Here is a 12,572-nt window from a genome sequence, read left to right as displayed (position 1 = left end):
CGTCGACGACGTCGACGACGGAGGGTGTGTCGGTTACGTCGACGTCGGTTGCGGTGGTTGGTTCGGGGTATTCGTTGTCGTGGTCGACGCAGGTTGGGGATGTTGAGTCGGGGTCGCCGTTTGTTGATGGTGTGGTGGTGCCTGCGGGTTCGTTTTATGTGTTTTTGTCGCCTCAGGATGCGTCTTCGGTGACGTGGAACACCGATGGTGGTGTTCGGGTGTATGTGGATGATGGGTATCCGTGGCGGGAGCGTGTGCGTTTGTCTGAGTTGGGTGTGGGTGGGCATGTGATTTCTGCGACGGTGAACGGGTCTGTGGTGGTGAGTGTTTCGTTCACGATGGGGGGGTCGGGTGTTACGACGTCTACGACGGCGCCGGTTTCTGTGACGTCTACGACGGCGCCGGTTTCTACGACATCTACGACGGCGCCGGTTTCTGTGACGTCTACGACGGCGCCGGTTTCTACGACGTCAACGACGGCGGGTGTGTCGGTGTCGGGTGGGGTGGATGTGTTTGTGGGTGATTCGTTGCAGGCGGCTGTGGATGCGTATCCGGCGGGGACGACGTTTGTGATCAAGGCGGGGGTGCATCGGCGTCAGTCGGTGAAGCCGAAGGATGGGGATGTGTTTGTTGGTGAGCCTGGGGCGGTGTTGACGGGTGAGGATGTGACGGAGTTCGCGTTTTATGGGTCGGGCGATGATGTGACGATTACCGGTCTTGTGGTGGAGAAGTACGCCAACCCTCAGCAGACTGGTGCGATTTACAGTTCGAATGGGGCGACGGGTTGGGTTGTTGATGATAATGAGGTCCGGTACAACCATGGGATTGGGATCAAGGCGGGGTCCGGGTGGAAGGTGCTCAACAATTATGTTCACCACAATACGCAGCTTGGGTTGGGTGGGTCTGGTTCGAACATTCTCGTTGAGGGTAACGAGATTGCTTACAACAACTATGAGAAGACGGTGAATCCGTTTTGGGGTGGTGGTGGCACCAAGTGGGTGATGACCCGTAATCTGGTCGTTCGTAACAACTATTCGCATGACAATTATGGGCCGGGGTTGTGGACGGATATCGACAATGACGGTGTCTTGTATGAGGGGAACCGTGTTGAGGATAATTACCATGCCGGTATCAAGCATGAGATCAGTTACTCGGCGGTGATTCGTAATAACACGTTGAAGCGGAATGGGTTTGGGAACCCGCACGATGTGAAGGGTGCGGGGATCCTGATCGCAAACAGCCCTAACGTTGAGGTGTATGGGAATACTCTCGTTGGCAATAAGAACGGTATCGGTGCGGTGCAGCACGACCGGTATGATGATCCGGCTTCGTGGAAGTCACTGGGTGAGTTTGAGCTGAAGAATCTGTATGTGCACGATAACTATATTGAGATGTCTTCGGGTCAGACGGGGTTCTTTGTGGCTTCCGGCCCGTATGGGGACAAGCCGTTGACTACCGGTTTGTGCGCAACACCTACAAGGTGAGTGGCAACGCCAAGCCGTTCCGTTGGGGATACGACCTGGTCACCATCGAGGTGTGGCAGAGTCACGGTCAAGACCAAGACGGCACGTTCCGCTAAGACGAACCATCACACACGACACACCAGGGCCTCCCAGCAGAGACTGACACCCCACAACCGCCACAGCGCTATCGATGGCCGGACCACGGCAGCGGTCGCTTCAGCAACGCTTCCAGTTTGATGCTGTCCGAACGGTACAGGCTCCACAACCGCTCACGAAGATCTTCGGACATCACCGGTTTGAGTCCAGGATCACCAAGAATCCTGGTCCGCAGAAACCGGCGGACCTGCCATGGCAGAATCGCAACTCCGATACTCCGGACCCAGGGATTCCGGAGAGCGATCTTCCCGACTCGGTTGCGGGGTGCGACGTACTGTTTGTCCCGTTGTGTCGTGTCGAGGTCGATCGTCGGGATCTCGAGAAACCGTTGAATGGTCTCGGAGACGCGAGTCGGCTCTGCCGCAATGTCTTCGAGGAATGTCACGAGCACGCTGTCGTGACCAAACGTCGACATGAATCGCTCGACCTGATCGTGGTACATCCCCACTCCGACGAGGTCATCCAATGCCGTCGACGCCTCGCCGCGCAGGTTCATGTCGACGATCTCCTCGGGTGGCAGACCTGTCGGAAGGTACACCTCGTTCATCAGGTAGTGCGACCAGAATCGTTCGACGGGATCCCGCAGCGTGATGAGGATGCGACTCGAGGGGAACTCCGCGTGGATGGCGTCGGCAACGTCGGGATAGTACATGTAGCAGGGGGTTGCTTCCCCAACGATTGGCTGTGTGGCCGATGAGAAGATTCTCTCGTATTCGTCGGATGAACGGATTGCATTCAGTCCACGGTCCGGGCAATGGCAGAAGTAGTGCAACTCCTTGCGAGCGGGCAGGAAGATCTGCGGATGCCGTTCGAGCCATCTATGGAGGGTCGATGTTCCTCCCTTGGTCGTACCGACCAGGAAGAAGTTCGGCCGAGTCATCGGCGCCCCCGTCGAGAGTCTGTCAACCATCGAGAGGAATCCAGGTCCGGGGGTTGAGCGCGCGCGATTCGTGATGCCCGCCGATCGAGATCTGCGAGGGCGACAAGGCTTGCCAGGAGGAGGAAATCCGCTTTGAGCCACGCCCCGAAACCCAAGTCGACGAACGTGTGCAAGATGAGAGGCACGATGAGGATCGCGTAGTGCGTTCGGATTCGTCGGCGAAGTTGCCGCACGGACCACCAGGCGGCCCACACGACCGCAAAGAGAAGAAGGATCGTTCCGATGAGACCCACGCCCAGAAGAGCTTCCAGATAGCCGCTGTGGAGGTTCGATCGGGAGCCTTCGCCGATGCTTCTCAGTGCCACGAAACGTCCGCCGGCACCGAATCCGAATCCTGTCCACGGGTGAGCCGCGAGTGAGCTGAGAGCTGCCGTCCAGAAACGGACCCGGCCTGTCAAGAGGGCCAGAGACTGGGCGGATTGATTCCTGGACAGGATGCTGAGGAGCTGTTGCCAGTTGAGGAACACCATTCCAAGGGTGGCCGGGCCCAGCAGCAAGAGGAACAGGCGTCGCCGGTGGAGCCACAAGAGAATTCCGATCGCGACCATCCAGATTGCCACGCCTTGACGTCCTGAGGCGAGGACGGTTCCGATGGTGCCGATCGCGAAAAGGGTCATCCAGCCTGCTCTCACTCGCAGCGTGCCGCCCCGGAAGTAGCTCGCCAGGGCGTACGCGGCTACCAGGCCTGCAGAGGCGGAGAGGCTGTTGGATGAAGCCCAGGGGCTGCCCATCGTGGTCGGCAGGAGGAACCCGGGGCGGTACCCGATCATGGCAAAGGTGCCCGGCCGTACGAAGAACCCGATGACTGCCGTCGTGATGAGAGCAGCTTCGAGGATGACAATGAACTGTATGGCTTGTCGAAGGTGCTCTTTTGGGGCCGAGGAGGTGGCGATCGACGTAATGATCGCCAAGCCGACCAAGAGTTCCACCACCTTCGGTGCGGTCACGATGGGTGCGACCGAGTAGAGGACGGAAAGGGCTGCGACCAGGATGTAGGCCCACAGAGCAGTCAATCCGGGACCGATTCTCGTTCCAGCCGATCGGAGGTTACGGAGCAAGGATGGGGCAACGACCAAGCCGCCCAGGAGAACAAGCGCGCCCCTGACGACTCTCTCGAGAATGACCGGATCGGCGAGGACCTCGTTCGCGGTTGCCTTGGCGGCGTTCGTGAAAGAACCGAGGAGCACCAGGACAATGGCGAGACGCTCCATGGACCAGCCCGATTCCGGCTTGTGGAGGATCTCGCGGAGGCTTCCACGAGCAATGAAGATGAGCACAACCGCCCAGATGGCCGCCGTCCACGTTAGCGATCGCACACTCCGCCTTTTCCGCGAGTTCAGCCCGGAAGTCTAGGTCTGCAGTGCGTGGAGAGTTGGCGGTCGAGGTGCCGGGACTGCGAGGTTGTGAGGCCATGACCCCATCAGGTGATCGCCGGAGGGTCTCTGTGGACGGTGGTGCGCGTGTGCGTTCGCTGCGTCCCGGTATGTCCACCGGCATGTGTGGAGATGGGTCCGAAACCGGTTCGGGTGACCGCTCGTCGTTGTGCCAGAAGCGGGCGACGGGTGGATGCCTCGGCGAACCGCGCCCATGAACCCGACCGAACGGGTCATGCTCGTGAGTCCCTGTGGATCCACCTCGACTCTCGGTGGCCGTGCCCTTGCCGCCGCGATCGAATCGGCCTGGCGGCGTGGCGGCCCGGTGTTCCTTGTACGAAGAACCACGTGGGGACCGGGCTTTCGCCGGGACCTGGTGGCCAAGAAGCCGGAACAGCTAGGCTGAGCACGGTTCTGGTTGTGTTGGTAGGGAGGTTCCGTTGTTCACGTTGCGTCGCGTGATGATGACTCTCATCGGCTCGACTCTCCTGATCGCATGTAGCAGCGCGCCAGGAAACACCGATCCTTTTGCCGTACTCCCCTCCGTGCCCAGCACGGTCTGGATTGCGCCGACCGATCTGATGCCGGGTACCACCGCTCCAGATGGTGCCGCCGTCGAGATCGTCCCGGACGATGACGTGCAGGCGATCTTGGGCGCAAATCCGCCCGGCACGACCTATTCCTTCAGCCCGGGCATCTATCGGGAGATCCAGATCGTTCCCAAGAAGGGTGACATCTTTGTCGGTAGGCGCGGTGCAATACTTTCTGGAGCCCGGCTCCTCACCGATCTCGAGAAGAACGGTGATTTCTGGTCCGAGGGAGGGCTCGATCAGGAAGGGGAACGTCGCGGCTCCTGTCTTTCCGATCAATCGGCCTGCACTTTTCCGGAGGATGTCTACTTCAACGACGAGCTGTTGACACAGGTTCGAAGTATCGACGAGCTGCAACCCGGCTCGTGGTTCTTCGATTATGAGAATGACACCGTCTATCTCGCAGACGACCCGTCCGGGAACAAGGTCGAGATCGCCGTCGTGCCCTACGCGTTCAGGGGCGCAGCCGGTTCCGTCACGATCCGGGGATTTGTCATCGAGAAGTATGCGAATCCGGCCCAACGAGGCGCCATCGGGGAAAAGGGGACCGGACCGGACTGGACCGTCGGTGAGAACGAGATCAGGCTCAACCATGGCATCGGTGTGAAGGCCGGGCCCGGGGCCCGCATCTTGGGGAACTACATCCATCACAACGGCCAGCTGGGTGTTGGAGGCAGCGGGCAGGGCATTCTCGTCGAGGGGAACGAGATCGCGTACAACAATATCGGGGGTTTCAATCCCTACTGGGGCGGTGGAGGTGCGAAGTTCGTCATGACGGTTGGGCTGGTGGTGATCGACAACTATGTCCACCACAACATCGGGCCCGGGCTGTGGACCGATATCGACAACATGGATACCCGCTATGAGTCGAACCTTGTCGTCGCGAACTACCACGCGGGGATCAAGCACGAGATCAGCTACGACGCCGTCATCATCGACAATGTGGTGGAAGGGAATGGATTCGGCAACGACAACACCGTGGCCGGGGCGGGGATCTTCGTCAGCTCATCGCCGAATGTCGAGGTCACCGGGAATGTAGTGAAGGGGAACTTCGACGGCATCGGTGGCTTGGCACGTGACCGCGGCGACGGCCGGTACGGACCGTACGAGCTGAGAAACTTCTATGTCCACGACAACGAGGTCGAGATGGCCGACGGGTACACGGGAATCGTGTCGGTTCGATCCAAGAACCGAAACGCCGTGTACACCGAATGGGGTAATCGATTCGAAGGCAACAACTACTCCATCGTCGGTGGGGGCAAGCACTTCTGGTGGTTGGGCAAGCCGCGGACGTTTGATGAGTGGACCTCGTATGGGTTGGACACATCGGGTTCGATGCAACGGCAATAAGCCGGGATCGACCTCAGCTTTGTGGGTGTCCGGCAGCGAAGGAAATGGCGGCAGTGTACTGCTCGACCATCTCGGCCATTGTCAGTTGCTCCGCCGAGCGCGCTGCTCCGGCGCGGAGAGTGTCGAGTTCTTGCGGATGATCGATCAGTCGTTTGAGCACCTCGGCGTACGCCGACGGATCGGGACGGTCCACGATGACACAGTTCTCACCATCCTCGAGGTAGGCATACTCGGGGCTTTGGACTACGGACGTGTCGGAGGTGGTGATGCTCGGGACGCCGTGGCTGAATCCGTGGACACAGGTAAGCCCGATTCCTCCCGGGATGACCAACATGTCGGACAGCAGGAAGTATCGGGCGAGTAGCTCGTCGTCGTAGATTGCACCGAGGAAGTGAATGTCGTCCAGCCCGGCGGCGCGTTTCTCGAGTGATTGGCGCTCCGGGCCATCGCCGATGACGAGTAAGGAGCACGTGATTCCTTGCCGGTGGAGGCCGACGACGGCGTCGACCAGCACGTTCACTCGTTTCTCCGGTACGAGGCGCCCGACGTAGATCAGCACGTGACGGGTGAGAGACAGACGATCGCGGATCTCGTTCAGATCGTCGGGACGCACGTTCCGAGCGAGATCTCGCAAGTACTCGGTATCCAGGGTGTTCTGACTGACGAACAGGCGTGAGCCGTCCACTCCTGCTGCCAGACAGGCCTCCCGGCCGCGTTCTGTGTAGGAGATGATCGCATCTGCGCGTGAGATGAGGAGATGGCGAGCCTTTTCTCGAACGCGGGCGAGGAATGTCGCCGGGGGAGGACGGTACCCGAAGCCGAAGAGAACTATTCGTTTCCCGAAGATGCGCCTGAGAGCAACGATGGACCACACCGTCAAGTTGTGGACGATCTCGGGGAGCACGAGGACGTCGAAGTCGCCGGTCAGCATCGATAGTGCGCCGGACTGCCACGCGACCCGATGCTTGCCATGAGGCCAGTACCGATTGATCACCGGCCGAACCCGGATACGAGGATCGGGGACGGATGGTGGACGTGTCGGAGCTCCGAGGCCAGGTTTGGCGCCGCCGAAACACAGTGTGAGTTCGATGTCTTGCCGTTCCGCAAGTCGAGCGAGGAACGGGATCCTGTATGGCCGGAGGTCGGTTCCCAATAACCAGGCGACCTGAATGGGTTCGGGTGGCATCTCTCACTCACCGGACCAGTCAGAAGGGACGTGCATCGGCAGTCGGCACGTGTGCCGATCTCCGCCGATCCGGGGTGGGGGTTTCAGGGTGTTCGTCGAGTTTTCGCCGCACATGCAGTGGATTCATGCCCACCTCTGACAGACAATGCCAATCAGGCATACTACCGGTCTGGCGCGATCTCGGCAGTTCCGGTCGGGCGACAGCAAAAGGCCGTCACGCAGGACCCTCCCTGCCGGGAACCGTGGGCATGCATCGAGGCCGCATCGTCGGCGCGGAAGTCCCTCGAGACCTGGAGGACATGGTTGTCCGCCGGAGAGATCGACAGGATTCGTCGGGAGTGTGGGTGACGTCGGGTCGTGCTTCTGCAGAACGACGATTGGTGAGAGCGTCCCGTCCGGTTGAAGCGCGGGCAGCGGTCGGTGACCGATCGTGTGCGTCCGAGCGTGAGAACCTGAAGCGAGCCGGGGGATGCCGATGAGTACTATCCCTGGAAAGTATCGTCGATGCTGCATGTTCTGAAGGCTGGACAGTGGGAGACGTATGAGAGACTTCGAGGAGTCGGTCGCATATTTCGGGACCGAGAAGTGGAAGGCGGGTGTCGTCGGCCTCGGCTATGTGGGGCTGCCGCTCGCCATGGCCATCCTGGATGCCGGTCTGCGATGTATCGGATTCGATGACTCGATCGAAGTGGTCGAAGGTTTGCGATCCGGGCGTTCCCACGTCGACGACATCTCGGATGCTGCCGTGAAGGAAGCCCTCGCGGAGGGGTTCGAGGTCACGGCCTCTCCCGACGCACTGGGCGAAGTGGATGCGATCTTCGTGTGTGTGCCGAGTCCTCTTGGGAGGAACCGCCAGCCCGACATGTCCTTCATCGGACAGGCGGCTGCAACACTTCAAACTGCGGTGAGACCAGGTCAACTCGTCGTTCTCGAATCGACGTCGTATCCCGGAACGACCGAGGAGTTCTTCCTGCCTGCGATCACCTCCAACGGACTCGAGCTGGATCGAGATGTCTATCTGGCGTTCTCCCCCGAGCGTGTGGATCCGGGGAATCCCCGCAGGTTGCAGGACATCCCGAAGGTCGTCGGCGGCGTGAGTCCCGAGTCGGGCAAAGTGGCGGCAGCCGCCTACTCGAGGTTCATGTCGGATGTGACGCTCGTGTCGTCGGCCCGGGTGGCGGAGATGGCCAAGCTGCTGGAGAACACGTACCGCGCGGTGAACATCGGGCTCGTCAACGAGATGGCACAGCTTGCCCACCGGCTCGGCATCGACATCTGGGAGGTCATCGACGCCGCGGCCACGAAACCATTCGGGTTCCGCGCGTTCTATCCGGGTCCCGGTGTCGGTGGGCACTGCATTCCCCTCGATCCGCAGTTTCTGGCCTGGAGTGCGCGTGCTGCAGGCTTCCCGACGCGGTTCATCGATGTCGCCGAGCAGGTCAACGTTGCGATGCCCGGCTACGCGGCCACCAGGGCCGCCGAGGTTCTCAACGAACACGGCCTTCCGCTGCGTGGGACGCGCATTCTCGGAGTGGGTCTCGCGTACAAGGCGAACATCGCCGACTCACGGGAATCGCCTGCCGTCAACGTCCTGCGCCAGCTGGCGAGCGGAGGCGCTGCGATCGGGGTGCTGGATCCTGTCGTGGGAGAGCAAGGCATCCGGGCCCACGGTTTCGTGCCGACCGGTGCTTCTCCCGAGGAACTGGCCGGGTTCTCATTGGCCGTGATACTCACCGATCACGACGTGCTCGATCTGGAAGCCATTGCCGATGCGATTCCTCTCGTCTTCGACACCCGCGACGCCTACCGAAGGCGCGGAATCGTACGCTCGAACGTCTCGACTTTGTAGGAGTCGCTCGGCAGGACTTCGGGGTATCGGTTCGCCCTGTGGGCGACATGCCCATGGTCGAGCGGCCGTGGGGCGAACGCCAGGCTCAGTCCACGAGCCGGGGATCGCCGGCGTCGCGTGTCACATGGCGCACGACGCGGTCCCAGAGGATTCCGGCGCTGATCTCGCGTCCGATCTGGCCGTTACTGGTTTCGAAGATCCTGCGCCACTTCCGTGCCGGCAGCGGTTTGAAGTCCGAGGCGCGTCCCAGGTGAAAGAACTCTCCCTGGCCGGAGAGGGCCAGATTGTGTGCAAACGGCAGCAGGATCATGGGAAAATCGGCTTCGGGTGCGGCACAAGGCTTGCTCGACAGGAGCAGTGGCGTGTCGATGCCGTCGAGGTCTTTGCTGCCGAAGAAGTCGATGGTCACCTCGTGTCCACCGAAGCCGGGCCACCAGCGCTCGATGGTTTCGGTGTGCGGCTCGAACCAGGAATCGTATCTGAGGGCGTCCGTGTTCCACGCAGCGAATCTCCAGCGGGGTTCTCCAAGGAGTAGACGTCCGGCCGTGTTGATGGCCTCTTTGTGGAAGTGCGTGCCCGGGTCGCCGCAGTTGGTCGTGAGACCGACGCGCGGGAACACGTAGTACCGATCCGTGTCGATGAGATAGCCGAGGAACGCCTTCTTCCAGGACCGTTCGGTGGACCACGTCGAGGCTTTCCGGGGAAAGTGTATGCCGGCGAGGAGAGGATTCTCTGCATCCCAGCGGCGGAAACGGCTCCACTGACGCGCTGTCCAGACCTGCCCGGAAGAGGAGGGAGTCTGCATGAAGAAGGTGTCATAACCATCTTCCAAGGGGTGGAATGTGAGGCCGAGGTACTCGTCGATACGGTACGAGTAGAGCGAGATGCCCGCCACCTTCTCCGAATCGTCGTAGTAGTCGACGGCGGCATCGGCGTAGCGGTACGCATCGGGAGAGACGTACAGATCGTCCTCGAGCACCATGACTGCCCCGTACTCGGCAGAGAGGTCACCGCACGACAGGACATGCTCGCGCAAACCAAGGCGATGGGATCGGGCAATGACCTGTTTCGGACCGTGGGGCCAGTGGAACTCGTCGGCGACACGAACGGTCTCGGCGAACCCGTCGTCGACACTCACGACCAGCGGCACCTGAGACTCGTTCGGTATTCTGAGGCGTGCCAGGCTTCCGAAGAGCCGCGCCAGTGACGCGGGGCGGTTGTACGCGACGACGACGATCGCCGGATGCAGCGGGGTCCGGTGTGTATGTGTCAAGGAGCGTTCCATGAAGGAGTCATCGGCCCGGTTCCGTCGATCCTGAGCAGCGCATCGACATAGCGGTCGAACGTGTGAAAGGCCTTCACGAACGCCGGCCCCTCGATGGCGGCGCTCGTTGCCAGTTCCGAGATCCGATCCACGGCGCGAGTGAGGGCATCCGCCAAGGCCTCCGCCGTGTCGGAAGCGGCGACGAGGGCGCCTCCGTACCCATCGGGTAGTTGGCCGGCCAGAGAGGGTGTCGTGACAAGAGGCACTCCTTCGCTGAGCGCTTGGAGCAGCACTCCGGAGGCGCCTCCCCGTACCCTGAAGACCGTCTGGTAGGGGAGTGCAACGAGATGATTGTGGTGGAAGGCCTGACGCAGTTCCGTGTCGGTCACGAACCGATCGATCCAACGGATGTCGAGTGTGGGGTGTTTTGTCGTCACCAGATCTCGCAATCCGGGCGGTTGCGGCCCCACGACGTCCAGGCCGATGTCTTGTCGAAGCATCTCCATGGCTTCGAGCAGCTCGAAAAGACCCTTCTGCCGGCGTGCCTCACCGACGAAGAGCAGCCGTAGATCTCCGTCCATCCGCCGATCCGGGATCGGATCCGGTGTTTCCACCGGATACCCGACATGCAGTAGTCGACCTGTGGGGAGGAATCCGGCGAGGACGTCGAAAGCGTGTCGCGTATGGACCACGATCACTGCGCCGTCGGAGGTGAGAGTCTCGAGCCGGCGCCGGAGGAATGCGGTACGCAGCTTGCCGATCGTGTCCCGATCCTGATACTGGTACTGGTTGACGGCGTGCAGCACGTGGACCCGAACCTCGACGGTCTTCAGTCCGCGGGGGAGTGCCCACACGTTCTTGTCGAGGTAGAGATCCCAGAACGCTTCGACGGATTGCCGTCGGCACGCCAGTAGGGCTTTTCGCAGCATTCGATGGCCGCCTGCCGGCTTTCGGAGCGCCCCGGCCGCCACGCGCAGCCAGACCACATCCGGCCGCACGGCCAGTTCTTCTTCGAGGTCGGGGCATGCGACCAGGCAGCGCCTGCCCCGGAGCAGGGTTCCCCGCACGAGTTCCGCCGTGAAGCGGGGATGGTGTCCACTCGCGACATCGTCGAAGAGGCAGACCGCACCCACACGTATCAGAGCTCCCTCGGTTCTCTGGAATCTTGGTGATGGTGTGGCTTGTCGGTACCCCCACGGAACCGGGACCGGTTCCGTGCCAGTGTCTGGACCATCTCTCGCTGCACTTCACGGACAATGACCTTCCACCAGCGGGACAGGTAGGTTCCGAAGAGCGTCAGGACGGCACGAAGCCGGGTGGCCGGTGGGAGAGGCAGTGTGAGAACCGATCGAGAGTCCGCCAGCAGGATCCTCGTTCTTGGCAGGGCCCAGGCATTGTTGACGGACGGATCGAACCATGAAGTTCGCTCATGAGAATCGGGGAACGCCTCCAGAGATCGTTGGGCATGAAGTCTGCGGAGGAAGAGACGCTCGGGAACCTCCCACATCTGACCAAGAAGGCTGATCTCGGCCAGCAGCACTTCGTCGGATCCGACGAACGGTCCGACGAGACGGGTTTGCCGCAGGACATCCGAGCGGATGATCCCGAAGATGGCGTTGGAGAGTCCGAGGTTCACGATGAGTTTGTGAAGCCTGCGGGAAGGCCTGTGGTCCCGCAGGTCGAGGCCATCCTCGTATGGTCTGATCACGTCGCCGTTCGCGTCGATGATGAGTGTTTGGGGGTAGACCAGCGCAACGTCTGCGGGGGCCGAGTCGAAGATCTCCATGCAGCGCTCGAAATTCGTAGGCGAGCAAAGGTCGTCGTGAGCCGCCCATCTGAAGTACCTGCCGCGTGCGAGGGCGACCACATGATTGTAATTGTTCGCCGCTCCGAGGTTCGTCGGCTGTCGCACATACCGGACTCGGGCGTCCTGCGATGCGTACCGGCGGCAGATCATCTCGGTTCCGTCTGTCGACGCGTTGTCGGAGATGATGAGCTCGAAATCCTCGTAGGTTTGAGCCAGGATCGAATCCAGAGTCTCTTCGAGGAACCGTTCACCGTTGTACACGGGGAGTCCAACGCTGAGTGTGGGTCTGGTTGTGTCGCTCATTCGGTCACCGTGATCGTCGAGTCGGGCCCCTCGCACATTCCAGGGAGCCTACCCCCAGGCCGTCGCATGCCGCGTGTCGTCATTCGGACCGATATCGATTCATGAGGAGGATCGGTGATCAGGCTCGAAACCGGAGACTGTAACCAAGGATACGGCTGGCGAAGAGGATGGCAGCACCGTAGACCATTACGCCGAGGACTGGTCCCCATCCGAGCAGCCACGGACCGGAGGTGAATCCGAGAGGATCTCGGGCGAGGACCAGCACACCGGTCATGACGAGTGAAGCTGCCG

Annotated in this window: 10 protein-coding genes; 3 read left to right on the top strand and 7 right to left on the bottom strand. The window is 61.2% G+C overall.

The features are described 5' to 3' along the window. Window positions 1–26: 26 nt before the first annotated feature. Window positions 27–1,484: a hypothetical protein gene (locus GXP34_07345; GenBank protein NOY55788.1), complete on the top strand. Its 1,458-nt coding sequence runs from the start codon at window positions 27–29 to the stop codon at window positions 1,482–1,484. Window positions 1,485–1,647: 163 nt separating this feature from the next. Here the strand turns inward: GXP34_07345 and GXP34_07340 are convergent, their stop codons facing one another. Further along, window positions 1,648–2,529: a sulfotransferase domain-containing protein gene (locus GXP34_07340; protein NOY55787.1), complete on the bottom strand. Its 882-nt coding sequence runs from the start codon at window positions 2,527–2,529 to the stop codon at window positions 1,648–1,650. Next, on the bottom strand, window positions 2,496–3,875 hold the full coding sequence (locus GXP34_07335; GenBank protein ID NOY55786.1) for a hypothetical protein: 1,380 nt from the start codon (window positions 3,873–3,875) through the stop codon (window positions 2,496–2,498). Before GXP34_07335 ends, GXP34_07340 begins: the two co-directional genes overlap by 34 nt. A 518-nt stretch (window positions 3,876–4,393) precedes the next feature. On the opposite strand from GXP34_07335, the gene GXP34_07330 reads away from it, so the two are divergent. Then, window positions 4,394–5,872, top strand: coding sequence for a right-handed parallel beta-helix repeat-containing protein (locus GXP34_07330; protein ID NOY55785.1), 1,479 nt, complete (start codon window positions 4,394–4,396; stop codon window positions 5,870–5,872). 13 nt (window positions 5,873–5,885) lie between these two features. On the opposite strand, the gene GXP34_07325 is transcribed toward GXP34_07330, so the two are convergent. Next, the gene (locus GXP34_07325) at window positions 5,886–7,058 is read right to left on the bottom strand and encodes a glycosyltransferase family 4 protein (GenBank protein NOY55784.1); all 1,173 of its coding nucleotides are present in this window, start codon (window positions 7,056–7,058) and stop codon (window positions 5,886–5,888) included. 541 nt (window positions 7,059–7,599) lie between these two features. On the opposite strand from GXP34_07325, the gene GXP34_07320 reads away from it, so the two are divergent. Beyond that, window positions 7,600–8,907 (top strand): nucleotide sugar dehydrogenase, encoded by a 1,308-nt coding sequence (locus tag GXP34_07320; GenBank protein NOY55783.1) that lies wholly within the window; start codon window positions 7,600–7,602, stop codon window positions 8,905–8,907. An 85-nt stretch (window positions 8,908–8,992) separates the two neighbouring features. Here GXP34_07320 and GXP34_07315 read toward each other — a convergent pair whose 3' ends face one another. The 4 genes from GXP34_07315 to GXP34_07300 form a co-directional block, all read right to left on the bottom strand. After that, entirely contained in the window at window positions 8,993–10,180 is a 1,188-nt protein-coding gene (locus tag GXP34_07315) for a glycosyl transferase family 2 (protein NOY55782.1), read from the bottom strand. Beyond that, window positions 10,177–11,304, bottom strand: coding sequence for a glycosyltransferase family 4 protein (locus GXP34_07310; GenBank protein ID NOY55781.1), 1,128 nt, complete (start codon window positions 11,302–11,304; stop codon window positions 10,177–10,179). Before GXP34_07310 ends, GXP34_07315 begins: the two co-directional genes overlap by 4 nt. A gap of 5 nt (window positions 11,305–11,309) precedes the next feature. Next, entirely contained in the window at window positions 11,310–12,281 is a 972-nt protein-coding gene (locus GXP34_07305; GenBank protein NOY55780.1) for a glycosyltransferase, read from the bottom strand. A 118-nt stretch (window positions 12,282–12,399) separates the two neighbouring features. Next, a partial coding sequence (locus GXP34_07300) for a hypothetical protein (protein NOY55779.1) occupies window positions 12,400–12,572 on the bottom strand: 173 nt, incomplete at its 5' end.

This window comes from Actinomycetota bacterium (genome assembly GCA_013152275.1).
In the GTDB taxonomy this organism is placed as follows: domain Bacteria; phylum Actinomycetota; class Acidimicrobiia; order Spongiisociales; family UBA4744; genus BMS3Bbin01.
This window is presented reverse-complemented; position numbering and strand designations above follow the sequence as displayed.

Excerpts from the sequence above, each read along its gene's own strand:
- GXP34_07340 (NOY55787.1), bottom strand. The coding sequence starts at position 2,529 with ATGGTTGACAGACTCTCGACGGGGGCGCCGATGACTCGGCCGAACTTC.
- GXP34_07330 (NOY55785.1), top strand. The coding sequence starts at position 4,394 with ATGATGACTCTCATCGGCTCGACTCTCCTGATCGCATGTAGCAGCGCG.
- GXP34_07325 (NOY55784.1), bottom strand. The coding sequence starts at position 7,058 with ATGCCACCCGAACCCATTCAGGTCGCCTGGTTATTGGGAACCGACCTC.
- GXP34_07320 (NOY55783.1), top strand. The coding sequence starts at position 7,600 with ATGAGAGACTTCGAGGAGTCGGTCGCATATTTCGGGACCGAGAAGTGG.
- GXP34_07305 (NOY55780.1), bottom strand. The coding sequence starts at position 12,281 with ATGAGCGACACAACCAGACCCACACTCAGCGTTGGACTCCCCGTGTAC.